Below are 14276 nucleotides of genomic sequence, written 5' to 3'. Positions count from 1 at the left end.
TATTTTCGATTTCTATTTACCGTTATTATTTTTTTGCTCTTCTTTCTTTTTTTTGATAAAATCTGTTGGACGCATCCCATTAATTTCATAAAAAAGATCTGAAAAATTCTGACGGGATGCTATACCGCATTTTTCAGCTAATGCTTCAATTGTGTATTTCAAGTAATTTTTATCAGTATTCATTAGATTGGTAATGTAATCAATTCTAAGATTGTTTAGGTAATTTTTAAAATTAACGCCTTTTGATTCGTTGATAAAAGTTGATAAATATGTTGTATTAGTATTGAATTGAGCCGCCAACTGATTTAATGTTAATCCTATTTGAGTATATTCTTGTCTATCCTCAAATGATTTTATTTTTAATAGTAAATCTTGGTAAATCTCCTTACTAATTATCGATGTCTTCTCATCCTCGTAAATGGTATCGGGACTATGTTGATGTAGCATTTTTTCAAGCTGACGATTGTCAAGCTTTATCTGCAGTATCCTGTAATTCAGCATGATCTTCTTATTCTTCCTATATTTAAAAATGTATAGTGTGATAAAAAGCAGCGAAAGACATATAAAAAATATTACCATTAAGGAAGTGAGAAGATTTCTCTTCTCTAAAGCTTCTTTGTTATCTAACAATCGCTTCGTGTCGTATTCTTTGTGAATTCTTGAGGTCAAATAGTAAAACTCTTTTCCTAATAAGCTGTCAACTGATAAGAGCTGTTTAGTGTAGTACAGCTCTTTCTTTGTGTTGTTCAGGTTATTAAAATGGTTTATTAAAATTTCGTAGCTATCACGTGTCTCCGGTAAAACAAAATTTTTATGAACGAAAATTGAATCTACCATCTCAAAATAATGGAGTGCTTTTTCCTTATCAGAATGATAGTAGCTCTTTCCTAAGTAAGAGTAAATTAATGATGCAGTCGCAAAATCATCTACCTTCAATATTTTTGGTAAAGATTTATTTAAGATATCGATTGCATGCTTATAATTTTGACGGTTATATGCTGAAATGCCTTTGCACTTTAAAAAATAACTCTTTTCCAAAGAAAATTCATCAATCCCCTCAATTTCTTTTAGCCCAACATTTATTAAACTATCAGCAGCAGCAAAATTTTTTAGATTTCTCTGACAGATTATTAACTGGTGAAGAGAGTTAAAATATCCCCTTTTATTATTGAAAACTTCATTTGGATGAAGTTGTTTAACTGATTCATTATTAAAAAATTTAATGCATTCTTCGAAATTTTCTTTAGATTCTGAATAATAGCCTAGGTAGCTTTTGACGACTCCCATATGATAGACGACCTTATATTTCAAATACTCGTCTTTAGTATTTTTTAAATAGTTATAAGCTTTTAAATATTCATCTAAAGCCGGATCAAATTTTTTATAGTTAAAGTAATAGATAATCCCTTTTCCCAAATAAGCTAAACCTATCAAATCTTTATCTCGTGATTTTAAAGCGGCATAGATCATACTATCGGAATATACTAATTTTTGCTTTTCATTTTTAGTAAAGAAAACGGCATCCCGATATCCTTGGGTTAAATGTTCAAAATCATTTTCATTTTTCGATTTTTGAATATAAGTCTTTACATAAGGAATTGCTCTTTTATCATTTTTAGGAAGATTCTCATAATTTTTTCGGATAATCTCATATTCGCTCATCTTCTGCGCATTTAACAGCAGAAAAAAGGGGAATAATATCAAAATGAATGAAAATCCTTTAAGCATGGTTAGTAGGCTTCAATTAAGAACCGCCAAATTTATGTAAAATCTCCATAAAACAGGGCTTTTCCCAATATTCTATTAAGATATTTAATTATTATTAAAAACAATTGATAATGAAGCGGTTTCATTGTTTTTTGTTGTCGTGCTTTATAAAACACGACGTCGTGCTTTGTAAAGCACACCCACATATGCTTGTTTGGACGGTCTTTTCGACAATACCTTTGACTCCAAGAATTCTGAGAAAAACCGGCCGGGATAATCCTTAATAAATTTTACTATTATGAAAAAAGTTATCCCATTTTTAATTCTTATTGTGGGTTTATGTGCGCAAAGTTGCAGACAAGTTGATGAGCAAGTAGATAATGATTTTGCACTATCTAGAGTTGCAAAGGAAAGTAATAAAACATCTGATTCAACTAGAATGAAAATTGAATTAGAAAAAGATCCCCCTGTAAAGGATGGTCAAGATTGGAAACACTAAATGAAATGATATAAAGATTCCCTATACCTCAAAAATATAATATCCAGCCAACGACGTTAGATCGGGTATAGGGAAATCTTTCAAAAATTGACGAAGAAGATAATAATGAAAGGGCAGATTTTGATTTTAAAGTTTTTTAATAAATTTTTTAGCCATGAAAAAATCAGTCTTCCTTCAAGTGCCGCTAATAACGGCCTGTTTTTTTATTCTTTTATTCTGCTACGCTAGCGCAAGCAAAATAATGGATTTTGGAAATTTCCAGGTTCAGATCGCACAATCACCACTTTTAAGTGCTTATGCTGGATTTATTTCTTATGCAACAATAATTGTTGAGCTTCTTATTGTAGTTACTCTTATAGTTCCCAAATTTCGATTAATTGGGCTTTATAGCTCTATGGGAATTATGATAGCCTTTACAATCTATATTTATCTTATCCTAAATTTTAGCGACTTTGTTCCCTGTTCTTGCGGCGGGATACTTGAGAAAATGGATTGGACAGAACATCTATTATTTAATCTTGGATGTATTTTACTTTCTTTTATTTCCGTAATTCTAGTTGAGGTTATTAATAGACAAAAATTCATCATCTATTTTGTGAAAATTTTTGTAGTCTTTGTCGCGAGTACTTCTCTTGTTGTTTATCTATTTTATTCTTCAGAATACATTATAAAAAAAGAGAATAATTTTGTTAGAAGATTTCTAATACATCCAGTACTAGAAGATAAATCAATAGATTTAAAGCTGGATTCATACTATATTGCAGGCTCAGATAGTAAAAAAATATATCTTGGAAATATAACAGCTCCATTATTATTTTCTGAAATTAATTATGATTTATCAAATTTAAGCCAACAAAGGATAGAGCTGGATGAGAAAGACTATTCCTTTAAAAATCTATGGCTTCAGACCTTTAAAAACGATTATTTTCTTTACGATGGAAGTGTCCCAATAATTTACAGAGGTAAAATTGGTGACCAATATGCAGAAACAATAAGTTATCAGAACGCATACTTTACTCAATTATCCGTTTTAGATTCGGCTAGATTTGCACTAAGAACGCAGAGTAAAAGTACACAGCAATACACTTTGGGTAGCCTTGATTTAAATCGAAATCCAAAAGTTGTATTGAATCCAGATATTCTTCAAAAACAAATTGACGGAGTATTTGACAGTGACGGAAAATTGTTGCTCAACCAAAATTTTAAAAATCTTATATACATATATAATTACAGAAATGAATATATGATCATGGATGAGGATCTTGAATTGAAATCTCGCTTAAAAACAATTGACACCATAAGCCGAGCTAGATTTAATGTGGTTAAAATTCCAGACGGTCGACATAAAATGAATGTTCCAAGTTTAAAAAACAATCAAAATCCTACAACTAATCAAAACCTCCTTTTTGTGGAATCAAAGCTTATTGGCAAGTATGAGTCTAAGAAAGCATGGAAGAAAAATTCAATCATTGATATCTACAGGATTGACCGACAGGAATATGTAGGAAGCTTTTATATTCCTAAAAAGGATGATAAAGCGCTAACACAGATGTATGCAACCGACATGTATCTTTTTGTTTTAATTGACAAAGAATTGAAAAGATACAAGTTTACTAGACTGATTCTTAATTTATATGAAAAGGGGAATGCCGAAAACCTAAAATAGAGTAGGCAATAATTCAAATTTCTTTAATATGAAAAAATTAATGATTCCTGTAGTCACAGTATTACTTGGCACAGGCGCAGCATTTGCAACTAGTGCTGCAAAAAGCAATTCAGCAAAAGCAATTGTTGACGCTTACAGAATTGATGCCGTTACTGGCGAATGTCTAAACGCACAACAACAGTGTAACACAGTGGGCACAGCCCCATGTGTTTGGTCGGGCGACAGCAGTTCGTCTTTGCACGAGAAAATTTCGGACAACCCGACAATGTGCGGAGAGGAACTTTTCAGACTGCAGTAAAAAAGGGATGCTATAAAGCATCCTTTTTCATTTGTTTGTTAATCCAATCTATGTTTGTTTTATCTTTTAAAAAATAATCCCACCATTCTAATGTTCGATAATAAAGATCTTTTCTATCCTCTGAATTAAAACTTGGATTATGCCCCTGATTTGGATAAAACAGAGCTATAACATCTTTATTATTCCTTTTTAACCCAATATAAAATTCCATGACCTGATCCCATTTTATGTTTTCGTCTTTTTTACCAGCCCATAAAAGAATGGGCGCATTCACTTTCTCAACATTATAAATGGGGTTGTTGTCAAAGTACAATTTTTTGTTTTCACTGAAAGGAAATTTCAATTCATATTGTCCATTTTCATATTGCCAGTAAAATGGGCTGTGGAAATTATAATTGTAAGAAAAATAGGAACGTACAATATCACTATTACCAGCACCAGATAAATACGCTGCAAAACGGTTTGAATGTGTAGCAATAAAGTTTGTCTCATATCCCCCATGGGAATGCCCTGTTAATCCGATTTTCGACTGATCAATATACGGTCTGTTCTGAATTGTATCCAATGCTTTATTGACGCAGTCTAATGCTGAAAGACCTGTTCCTTTTGGACCAAATACAATATCGGGTAAATAAACGAAATAGCCTTGGTCAAGTAAAGTTCTCAAATCAAAAGAAGCAGGATTATTATAGCCTATAATATCATATTGATTTGCCGAATCATTCTGAATTTGATAAATTCTTACAATCATAGGATATTTTTTTTTAGGCTCAAAGTTAGTTGGGTAATATAAAATACCCTTCAACTTCTGATAATCCGAATTAATATAATTTATTATTTCAATTTTAAGATTCTTTACTGCAGCATCTCGATTTTCATTGGTTAAAAGAATTATTGGTTCTTTTTTATGATCATCAACGTAATATAAAGACATCGGTTTGTTGTAATTTTCTAATGTATAAGCAAAAAAATTTGCGTTTCTGTTGTAGTAGAAATCTCTAATATAATTTTCTGAGGATTTTATTATTGATTTTAAATCTTTATTTACAATGGTATAATATGACGTTTTGTTTTCTTCGTCATCTCTGACTTTTATTAAAACTGAATTATCATTCTTTAGGTACGATCTGTAAATCTTGAAATAGCTCCCAATTAATGGTAGACTCTCTTTATTCAAAATTTTAACTTTTTTACTTAGATTTTCGCTAATTTTGATCAGTCTATCCTTCTGAATATTATAAACGAAAATACCTTTTTGAGAATCAAAGTAAATTAATGACGCGTCTTTACTAAAAACAGGATTTTGCAGACTGTGATCTTGAATATATCCTTTTTTCATCGTAGAAAGATTACATAACACCCATTTATCCTGCAAGTCTCTGTAAATACTAAATTCTCCATCTTTGGATAGAGTGAAATATGCACTTTTTACAATATCAAAGGGTTTGGCTGTATTATTCTGAGTATCTAAAATCTGTAAATCAATATTTTGATTATCTACTGTATAATTTTGAAGTTTTCCTCTTTTAAAAGCGAAAAGATATTTATCACTGCCAGATAAAAAAATCTTTTTCGAATCTTTATTATCAATTGCGCTTACATGATTATTGTTTGTAATTATCCAATATTTGTCAATTGGATCAAAACCAGTGTCATGCTTGCTTAAATCACCATCATTTCCATACCATATTTCGACATTTTTGTTTTTTGGTATCTTCGTTTGGCCATTTACAAAATACTTTCCTTCTTCATTCATTTCACTAACTACAATGTAATCTCCAGTATCTATATCTTGTAAAATTGGTTTTGAGATATTGCCAGATTTGATATCTAATAAAACTAAACTTTCCGTTTTATCAGTACTGTTTTGTTCAATTATATAAAGTGTTTTCTTTGAATCACTTATTTCAATTCTCTTGATAAGCACAGGGCTCTCGTAGATCTTTTTTTTATTTTGGGAAGAAGTGTCGTAGATTTCGTATTTATTTTCACCCTTTCTTACGACAAAAATTTTACTTACATTATCTTTCGTAATATTGACTACACTATCTATTTCGTAGTATGATGCCCCTTTGTTATTATAGACAGACAATTTATCGGCAGTGTTTAGTAATGCAAAAGTTCCTGTGTCTGAAGACGCAAAAACTCTTTTAATATTGTCAAAAACCTTCTGTCTTCTATCATTCAGACTAACTAAGACAGCTTTATCTTTTGCCAATGCTACCACAGCTTCTTCTTGTAAAAAAATTGGAATATCTAAGGTTTTCGTTAACAGATGAGGTTTTTGAATTTTATTCTTTGTTGAAAAAATTTCAATAGTATCTTTGTTAATATCATAATGTTTTCCTGCTATAACCCAGTTTCCCTTTGGAGACATCGCAAGAATTTTTATTCGATATTGCTGAGCCATTTTTTTTTCTAATGTGCCTCTCAACGTTTGACCTTGACAAAAAGAAATCCCTACAAGTAACAGTAAAATTATTATATTTTTAAATGATCTCATTAGTAACCTGGATTTTGGGGATTTAAATTTGAATTTAGTTCAAGATCTTTTTGAGGAATTGGCCACAGTTGATGATTAGTCTGCCAATTAGGTTTTGAGGAAATAAGAGAATTTAAATTGTTATTCCTTTTGAGATCAAAGAAACGATGCCCCATCTCTGTAAAGAATTCTCTACGGTTCTCACTTGCGATTTCAGTAATTAAATCAGACTGTGAAATGCCTGAAGTTACCGCCGAAAGTCCAGCACGTTGTCTTGTAGCATTTAAATATAGCAGTGCTTCATTGAGTTTGTTTTGTTTTGCCAAGCTTTCGGATAATAGTAGGTAAACTTCTTCAAGCCTGAAAACAATGGAGTACTCTGTGGTATTATTTGAGCGATTTTTATATTTATCGGCTCTATACCAAGTGTTTGCGCCCACAGTAATTACTGCCATCCAGTTCGATTTTCTGAAATCCGATGATGCAAAGGAGGACATAAGAGATGTCGATAGTGCGTAGCTCGAAGGTGCTGCACCTGTGAAATAATATAAACTTGCCTCTTTTGTTGCATCTCCTGAATTTTTAGGTTTTAATTGCCACAAAATATGTTTTCCTGACTTTTGAAAGACTTTAGCAATGTCAGTTTCGAAAGTATAAAGAGAACTTTGAGCTATTGATTTTAATTTAGCTTCCGCATCGGCTGGTCTCTGCTCTGCAAAATATACCTTTGCCATCATCAGTTCTGCAACTTTACGATTGACAAAAATTCTTTCGGAGTTACTGTATTCGTCTGCTAATAATATATAACATTCGTTCAAATCGTTTTCAAGTCGAACAAGAACATCATCAGAACTCAATTTTGATGAGGTGTTGTTAGCAGTGTAATCAGTTGTAGTTAAATAAGGAATATCTCCATATATTTGCTGTAAATAGAAATATAAAATACAGCGTATCAGTAATGCTTCACCTTTCATTCTTCTTTTGTCTGTGTTTGAAATTCCTGATGATTTTTCAAGACCTTCTAAGATAGAATTGGAGAAATAGATTTGTTGATATGTATTTGACCACAGTGAATAAACTGCAGCATTGCTGGAAATGAGTTGATTTTGTGAAATTTCATAGATTCCATTTGTTGCGGTAGTTGCATAACAAGTGAGATCATCTGTATAATTGCTCAAAAATAATCCCATCTTATCACCTGCCAGTAGAGAATTATCTCGTAAACTCGAATATAATGCCGATAATGCGGAATTTGCTGTTTGAGTGTCCTGAAAAACATTGTTTTTATCAATTTGATTTTCCGGTACATCAACTTCCAGCATCTCTTCACAAGAAATCAGATTGAGTAGTAATAGTGAGAATAATAATATAGTAATGTTTGTAATTGTTTTCATTTCAAATTTTTTAAAGATTGAACTGTAACCCAAAAGAGTATGTTTTCAGAGGTGGCAGATAGCCCAGTGCTAAAAACTCAGGATCAACACCAAAATATTTGGTTACCGTGAGAAGATTTTGTCCTTGAATGTATATTTTGACATTTCTGAAGACGCTGTTTTTTAATGGAATCTGATATCCCAATTGTACATTTTTTAATCTGATAAATGATGCGTCCGACACTGATGCTGTACTGTTTTGAAAAAATGTGTGAAGCGTGTTTACTCCGGAAGTATATGGCATATATGTACCAGTAGGGTTGTCCGTTGACCAGACATCTAAAACTTCGACTGGCTGATTATTCATACTGCCAGGAACAGTTATAATACTGTTGTAATTTCTGTTTTTTTGCTTAACGAACTGAAACAAAAATGAAACGTCCCAATTTTTATATCTGAAACTGTTCGACCACCCACCGAAGAACTTTACACTTATGTCCTGAGCAACTTTGTTATCTTCAGGTGAAGATATCTTTCCATCTCCATTGAAATCAGTAAAACTGTATTTTCCTGTTTTAGGATCGATACCTTCAAGTTGATACAATTTGATAATTGAAGTAGATTGCCCAATGATAAATTGATTGGCATACGTTGAACCTTCCAGTCCCGGAAATGAAACTAATTTGTTTGTTGGAAAACTAATGTTGAAATTAGTATCCCATTTAAGAGACCCTGTTTTTAGTGGCTGAGCTGCCAACTCAAATTCCCATCCTTTGTTTTCGACCGTAGCATCAAGATTTGCCAATACACTTGTAAAGCCAGTGATTGAAGGCAGCTGGTAGCCCACCAATTGATTTGAAGAAAGATTTCTATACCAAGCTGTCGTAATATTAATATGGTCTTTGAAGAGCCCAAGTTCTAAAGCAACTTCTAGCTTTTTAGTTTTTTCCCAACTATAGTTACCATTATAGAGTCTTGACGGAATCAATCCTGTAACTGAATTATAGATATATGATGATGAGACAGTATAAGTATCTAAATATTGATAGTCTCCAATGTTGTCACTACCTGCAGTACCATAACTTCCGCGAAGCTTTCCAAAACTTAACCATTCTAGATTTTCGGCAAATTTTTCTTTTTTAAATAACCAAGCTCCTCCAACTGCTGCAAAATTGGCAAACTTTTTATTTGGACCAAAGCGACTGCTTCCATCACGTCTGCCAGTCAGATTAATTATATATTTATTTAAATATTGATAATTAAGCCTCCCAAAAAATGCGGCGTATCTGTATTCATTTGTGATTTGGTCTGAAACTGTTTTTGTTCTTGCAGCACCGATATTTGTTATAAAAGCATTACTTTCAAAGCCTACACCTACAATTGACCCTTGTTCGTTTGTCTCTCTTTGAAATGTTCCTCCCGCCAAAGCATCGATTTTATGATGTTCAGATTGGTAATTCCAGTTAATTTGTGGTTCAATGATGAAAGAAAATCTGTCCTGATTATTCTTAGATGCTGTCGAAGTTGCGCTTGACTGACCCGCAGCATAAGCCGGATTATAAATTGTATTGGGCTGTAACGAAAGTTCTTCAAATGTCTGGTAGTTAAATCCACCATTAAGCTTTAGCAATAAGTTTTTATAAACCTCATACTGTGTTGTAATACTATTAAGAAATTGCTTGTTTTCATTTGTATAGGTGCTATTGTAGGCTGCCACAGGATTGGCAAATGTATTATTCTGCCAGTTTAATCCACCTTCAGAATTGTAAAGCTCAGGTGCATTTGGAACTAAATTGTACGCCTGCCTCGTAATATCTGTTCTAATGACATTGTTTTTCTGAATTGAAAAACTATTGGCAATATTCATCTGAAATTTATTGTCTGCAGATCGATGCGAGATATGGCTGGAAATGTTTTTGCTTTTGTATTTAAAGTCTTCCCCAAAAACAGTGGTCTGCTCATTATTTGAAAGGCTCAATAAAAAATTGGTTGTTTCTCCACCGCCATTTAATGATAATTGTGTGTTTGACAAAGCTGCTGTGTTCCCAACTAATTTATCCGGCCAGTTTGTATATCTATCTTGATTCCAAGTTCCATTGATATCATAAGCCGTTGCAGGATAAGTACTGATTCCATCATTTTCAAATGCTTTTTTTCTCATAGATAAATATTCTGATGTATTAATCAAATTGAGATTAGAAATCACTGTACTTAATCCATAGGATGTATTAAAATTTAAATTCAGTCGTTTTGACTTTCCTCTTTTAGTAGTTACCAAAACAACACCATTAGCACCACGGGAGCCATATATTGCTGTTGCATCAGCATCTTTTAAAATTTCAATTTTTTCAATGTCGTTTGGATTGATGCTGTTGAGAGGATTAAGACTTCTTCCGGGTAGAATAACAGTCGAATAGAGTGATGTCATTTCTCCACCCATCGGAACACCATCGATCACATAAAGTGGCTGATTTCCATCAATTGTGCTGTTGTCCTTGTTTCTTAAACTGTTTCTACCTCTTATTTGAATATCATAACCACCTCCGGGAACTCCTGAATTTTGAGTGATAGTAACACCCGCAAGTCGTCCCTGAACACTAGATAGAACATTAGTCACAGGCTGATTTTCTATATCCTTCGCTGAAACTTTTGCAATACTACCGGTACTTTCTTTCTCTTTTACTTTATAATATCCGGCATTGACAACAACTTCTTCAATGCCCTGTACTTTCTGATCTAATGAAAGATTAATAACAGCTTTACCATTTACGGTAATTCTTTTTTCTGCATACTCAGGATGTCGGAAAATTATGATGGGATTTTCACCGTTTATTTGTAAGATGTAAAATCCTTTCGAATTGGTCTGTGTAACTTGATCACTGCCTTCCTGAGATACATTGACTCCAGAAAGTGGTGTCTGATTCTCGCCGACAGTAACTGTTCCGGTCACTGTCTTGGTTTGTGCTTTTGCATTACTGCATAATGCAGTTAACAAAAAGACAATACCAATGCTTCCTATTTTAGAATAGGATTTTTTCATAGTTTTGTATGGGTTTTTTGATTAAACTCCTTGATAAACCTAGCTCTTTCCTGAAGTCTGCAAACTGAATAGGGAAGGGCTTTCTTATTTATAAGGATTATTTTTTATTTCATTTTTTAGTTATTATTACTTCTGGATTCAGGTATTTGAAAACAAAACTTTCTTAGTGCCTTTTGGATAGGGGATAGTCGTTAGTTAACCGCAAGGCACCTAAAAGCCATTTAATATGAATGAAATTGTGTCCCGAGAAAGCTTTAAAAGCCGCAATGAGTTGTACACCTCATTGTATCATATAATCTGATACTATTTTTGGAAGGTGCTTAGAAGTAGAAAAGCGAACAGCATTGGAAAAAGACGGCGTGGAACTCTACATTATCCAATTCGGGGTACTGGTATACCTTGTATACAGATAAGAGAGCCCACGCCTAGGTCGTGAGCTTCCTGCTTATCGTCTCGTATACTAAAATTACCAGTTTTCGAATTGAGATTCTAAGCAATAGCTTCTATTATTCTTTGAAGTATCGCAAAATTACATATTCTGTAACTTATTTTACAAATATAGTAATTTTATTTATTGTATGGTAATATATTACCACGAATTTTCAAATCAAAAATCCAAAATTGCCCATAAATACATTATTTATGGATAGCAAAGAAGTCTTAAGATTATTTATGCTTGAGTTTTCAGAAAATTTGAAAAAGATTCGAGCTACAAAATATAACTCAATGGATGAGGTTGCGCAGAATTCAAATTTCGATTCAAGCAATTACAATAAATTTGAAAATGGAAAGGGCAATCCAACTATAGAAACGATGTTGAAAATGTCATCAGCTTTTGGTATTACCCCAAAAGAACTTTTTGACTTTGATTTCGATATTAATAAATATAAGATTGACGAATAAAAAAATCCTAACTAATTTGTTAGGATTTCTTTTACTTATTAATTTCCTGATAATACCGATCAGAGCATTGATCAAGAACTTCTTCTGTTTCTTTTAATTCTTTTTTAGTTGAGTAAACCCAGACTGAAAGTCCAACTATTACCAATGTTGCTACAATACTGTAGATTTTTATTGCTTTCATATTTATGCTTTTTGTAAATATATGAAATTTATCGCATCGGAGGAGGTGGTAATGACTTGCTTGGAAGATAATTATCAATTTGGTTCTGTGTAATGATTTCTTTTTCTACTTTTTTGAAATCTATAGGAGATGCTTCAGTTCTTTGAGATTCGTCCTGCAAATAAATTTTGTCTTCCAGCGAATCTATTACCTTCTTAAAATCAGAATCCATAAAAGGTAAAATAAAACATATTTTGTCTTCCTTTCCATTTACCTTAAAACTTAAGTAATTTCTACTGCCTGCATAACCTTGATTTGCATCCAGCGCTTTTTTTATTACATATTTATCCAAATTTTTATCTGATAAGCTATTGATTTCATCAAGTTCACTCTGGCTTAATTTATATTGATAATATACTTTATCTCTTTCTCTATCAAGATAAACATTTAGAACTCCATCTTTGTCCAAAGTGGTATAAGCACTAATGGACAGTTCGTTGTTTGATTTTATATCATAGCTTACGAGCTTAAAATCAGTAACCTTTTTTTGACAGCTAACAAATATAATTTGTATTAGTAGCAAGAAAAGAAGTTTTGTTTTCATAGTTATTTTATTGTTGATGATTGAAATTAATTAAAAGTTATAAGATTATACATCCAACAAACTTTCATCATACCAAATATCCTCGTAGCCGTTACTATCTATTAAAAAACGATTACCAGCCGGAAGCCCGAGATATTGAATTATAAAAGAAGCATCTTCCAACAAATGATAGGCGTGAGAAGGCTGAAAAAAATCATCTGCATAAGAAAACTCACCTGACCAAATATACCAACCAGTTAAACCTTTTGTTCGGGGATGTCTAAGTCCATTTATTTGAATGTTGGGATTAAAATTTCGACCCAATGCAATTACGGTATTTAACTCTACTACATCAGAAATTTGAGAATTCTTTTCACAAATTTTCAATTGGTCTTGTAAATAATCTTGAGTATCCATTCTTTTTGAGATTCTATAATTATTTTATATAAATGTTAGATTTCCTTTTTTCCACTCGTCTAAAGTAATTTCAGCTGTTGAACCAATTATTCCCGATTGCTTTATTATTTCTTTTAAAACTTTGACCGCTTTCTTTTCATCAAGATGTAAGATATAACAGGCAGACCATAATCGCGGACCTTTATGCTGATGGTTTAAAAACTGAAATAAACTTTCTATTGAATTTTGGTTTTTAAGAAATGAAGCTGCATTCATTACCTTCTCGTAATTTTTATTTCCTACTTTAAAATTACCATTTTCTGTAGATTCTACTTGAATAATTGAAGCCTCCTCAAACATTTTTAATGCAGTTTCAATGTCTACTATTTTCTTCATAATCTCATAATAATAGTTCTAATTTTCCTTCTTTCCACAAATGAAGAGTCGCAGAGGCTGTCATTTTTACTTTCGAATTTGTAGATAATTTTTTTAGGATGTTCTCAGCTATATCAGGTTTTGATTTTAAAGTAAAAATGGCCGCCCACAATTTTACATATTCGTCAGGATTATCCAACATTTCACTAAAAAGCTCTTCTTCACGTTGCTCCTTTGCATGGTTATAAAGGTTATGTAATTCTTTGTGAAGTTTATTTGCTTTTTTATAATCTCCGTTTACATAAAGTACTCCGTGTTGAACTGAATGTTGTAAAAATTTCTCTTCTATTTCTGTTCTGCTTATTTCCAATCTTTTAGTCAAAAATATTATAAGACATTTTCAATAATGTCATTGGGATTAATACTCGATATTTTCTTCGATAATTTTAACCGACTTTCCTTCGAGATAATACTTATAAACTAATTCAAACCAATCCTTACCATTTGATGTATTGTAAATAATAATAACATCGCCGATTTCTTTAATTTTAGCATCTACGCAAACTGCTCCAAACTCAGTGTTACCCTCATTAAAATCTTCTATAATAGTACTAATTAAAAAATTTTTCATTTGATCCGATGTAAGGTTTTCGTCATATGCGCCAAGATCAATCCATTCATTATTTTTAAATATTAAACCAAATGGAGCAAACTCTTTAAATTCATTTAAAAATGCTTGAGCAGTTTTGACAACTTGTTTTATGCCTGTAATATATTTGTCTTCCATAATATTT

At 32.1% G+C, this 14276-nt stretch carries 14 protein-coding genes; 4 read left to right on the top strand and 10 right to left on the bottom strand.

The window, feature by feature from the left end; all coding sequences use genetic code 11:
• Positions 1 to 12 precede the first annotated feature (12 nt).
• Positions 13 to 1662, bottom strand: coding sequence for a helix-turn-helix domain-containing protein (locus tag EL165_RS10595; RefSeq protein WP_164720332.1), 1650 nt, complete (start codon positions 1660 to 1662; stop codon positions 13 to 15).
• 343 nt (positions 1663 to 2005) lie between these two features.
• Here EL165_RS10595 and EL165_RS10590 point away from each other — a divergent pair, with 343 nt between their 5' ends.
• The 3 genes from EL165_RS10590 (at position 2006) to EL165_RS10580 (ending at position 4170) form a co-directional block, all read left to right on the top strand.
• A complete protein-coding gene (locus EL165_RS10590) occupies positions 2006 to 2206 on the top strand; it encodes a hypothetical protein (protein ID WP_002977329.1) in 201 nt (66 codons plus the stop codon).
• Between the two features lie 154 nt (positions 2207 to 2360).
• Positions 2361 to 3872, top strand: a complete 1512-nt coding sequence (locus EL165_RS10585) for a MauE/DoxX family redox-associated membrane protein (RefSeq protein WP_002977330.1) — start codon at positions 2361 to 2363, stop codon at positions 3870 to 3872.
• A 28-nt stretch (positions 3873 to 3900) separates the two neighbouring features.
• The gene (locus EL165_RS10580; RefSeq protein WP_002977331.1) at positions 3901 to 4170 is read left to right on the top strand and encodes a DUF6520 family protein; all 270 of its coding nucleotides are present in this window, start codon (positions 3901 to 3903) and stop codon (positions 4168 to 4170) included.
• Between the two features lie 10 nt (positions 4171 to 4180).
• Here the strand turns inward: EL165_RS10580 and EL165_RS10575 are convergent, their stop codons facing one another.
• The 3 genes from EL165_RS10575 to EL165_RS10565 are packed head-to-tail and all read right to left on the bottom strand — an operon-like array spanning position 4181 to position 11065.
• A complete protein-coding gene (locus EL165_RS10575; RefSeq protein WP_002977332.1) occupies positions 4181 to 6673 on the bottom strand; it encodes an alpha/beta hydrolase family protein in 2493 nt (830 codons plus the stop codon).
• Positions 6673 to 8046, bottom strand: coding sequence for a RagB/SusD family nutrient uptake outer membrane protein (locus EL165_RS10570; protein WP_027383741.1), 1374 nt, complete (start codon positions 8044 to 8046; stop codon positions 6673 to 6675). Before EL165_RS10570 ends, EL165_RS10575 begins: the two co-directional genes overlap by 1 nt.
• A 10-nt stretch (positions 8047 to 8056) precedes the next feature.
• Positions 8057 to 11065: a SusC/RagA family TonB-linked outer membrane protein gene (locus tag EL165_RS10565; RefSeq protein ID WP_002977334.1), complete on the bottom strand. Its 3009-nt coding sequence runs from the start codon at positions 11063 to 11065 to the stop codon at positions 8057 to 8059.
• Between the two features lie 642 nt (positions 11066 to 11707).
• Between EL165_RS10565 and EL165_RS10560 the strand changes: the two genes are divergently transcribed.
• Positions 11708 to 11968 carry a helix-turn-helix domain-containing protein gene (locus EL165_RS10560; protein WP_002977335.1) on the top strand — a complete coding sequence of 87 codons (261 nt, stop codon included), beginning with the start codon at positions 11708 to 11710 and terminating at the stop codon, positions 11966 to 11968.
• Between the two features lie 31 nt (positions 11969 to 11999).
• Here the strand turns inward: EL165_RS10560 and EL165_RS25820 are convergent, their stop codons facing one another.
• From EL165_RS25820 to EL165_RS10535, 6 genes are read right to left on the bottom strand one after another with little or no spacing between them, the layout of a single operon-like run.
• Positions 12000 to 12149, bottom strand: a complete 150-nt coding sequence (locus tag EL165_RS25820; protein ID WP_002977336.1) for a hypothetical protein — start codon at positions 12147 to 12149, stop codon at positions 12000 to 12002.
• A 28-nt stretch (positions 12150 to 12177) separates the two neighbouring features.
• Positions 12178 to 12732 carry a hypothetical protein gene (locus tag EL165_RS10555; RefSeq protein ID WP_002977337.1) on the bottom strand — a complete coding sequence of 185 codons (555 nt, stop codon included), beginning with the start codon at positions 12730 to 12732 and terminating at the stop codon, positions 12178 to 12180.
• A 45-nt stretch (positions 12733 to 12777) separates the two neighbouring features.
• Positions 12778 to 13128: an immunity protein Imm33 domain-containing protein gene (locus EL165_RS10550; protein WP_002977338.1), complete on the bottom strand. Its 351-nt coding sequence runs from the start codon at positions 13126 to 13128 to the stop codon at positions 12778 to 12780.
• Between the two features lie 24 nt (positions 13129 to 13152).
• Positions 13153 to 13503, bottom strand: coding sequence for a hypothetical protein (locus EL165_RS10545; protein ID WP_002977339.1), 351 nt, complete (start codon positions 13501 to 13503; stop codon positions 13153 to 13155).
• A 4-nt stretch (positions 13504 to 13507) separates the two neighbouring features.
• Positions 13508 to 13852, bottom strand: a complete 345-nt coding sequence (locus tag EL165_RS10540) for a hypothetical protein (protein WP_027383739.1) — start codon at positions 13850 to 13852, stop codon at positions 13508 to 13510.
• Positions 13853 to 13900: 48 nt separating this feature from the next.
• On the bottom strand, positions 13901 to 14269 hold the full coding sequence (locus tag EL165_RS10535; protein WP_002977341.1) for a hypothetical protein: 369 nt from the start codon (positions 14267 to 14269) through the stop codon (positions 13901 to 13903).
• Positions 14270 to 14276: the final 7 nt, after the last annotated feature.

Origin of the sequence: Chryseobacterium gleum (genome assembly GCF_900636535.1) — a bacterium.
In the GTDB taxonomy this organism is placed as follows: domain Bacteria; phylum Bacteroidota; class Bacteroidia; order Flavobacteriales; family Weeksellaceae; genus Chryseobacterium; species Chryseobacterium gleum.
This window is presented reverse-complemented; position numbering and strand designations above follow the sequence as displayed.

What these genes read in the sequence shown, in the direction of transcription:
- EL165_RS10555 (WP_002977337.1), bottom strand. Translation starts at nt 12,732, where the DNA reads ATGAAAACAAAACTTCTTTTCTTGCTACTAATACAAATTATATTTGTT.
- EL165_RS10560 (WP_002977335.1), top strand. Translation starts at nt 11,708, where the DNA reads ATGGATAGCAAAGAAGTCTTAAGATTATTTATGCTTGAGTTTTCAGAA.
- EL165_RS10565 (WP_002977334.1), bottom strand. Translation starts at nt 11,065, where the DNA reads ATGAAAAAATCCTATTCTAAAATAGGAAGCATTGGTATTGTCTTTTTG.
- EL165_RS10550 (WP_002977338.1), bottom strand. Translation starts at nt 13,128, where the DNA reads ATGGATACTCAAGATTATTTACAAGACCAATTGAAAATTTGTGAAAAG.
- EL165_RS25820 (WP_002977336.1), bottom strand. Translation starts at nt 12,149, where the DNA reads ATGAAAGCAATAAAAATCTACAGTATTGTAGCAACATTGGTAATAGTT.
- EL165_RS10580 (WP_002977331.1), top strand. Translation starts at nt 3,901, where the DNA reads ATGAAAAAATTAATGATTCCTGTAGTCACAGTATTACTTGGCACAGGC.
- EL165_RS10585 (WP_002977330.1), top strand. Translation starts at nt 2,361, where the DNA reads ATGAAAAAATCAGTCTTCCTTCAAGTGCCGCTAATAACGGCCTGTTTT.
- EL165_RS10545 (WP_002977339.1), bottom strand. Translation starts at nt 13,503, where the DNA reads ATGAAGAAAATAGTAGACATTGAAACTGCATTAAAAATGTTTGAGGAG.
- EL165_RS10575 (WP_002977332.1), bottom strand. Translation starts at nt 6,673, where the DNA reads ATGAGATCATTTAAAAATATAATAATTTTACTGTTACTTGTAGGGATT.
- EL165_RS10595 (WP_164720332.1), bottom strand. Translation starts at nt 1,662, where the DNA reads ATGAGCGAATATGAGATTATCCGAAAAAATTATGAGAATCTTCCTAAA.
- EL165_RS10590 (WP_002977329.1), top strand. Translation starts at nt 2,006, where the DNA reads ATGAAAAAAGTTATCCCATTTTTAATTCTTATTGTGGGTTTATGTGCG.
- EL165_RS10535 (WP_002977341.1), bottom strand. Translation starts at nt 14,269, where the DNA reads ATGGAAGACAAATATATTACAGGCATAAAACAAGTTGTCAAAACTGCT.
- EL165_RS10570 (WP_027383741.1), bottom strand. Translation starts at nt 8,046, where the DNA reads ATGAAAACAATTACAAACATTACTATATTATTATTCTCACTATTACTA.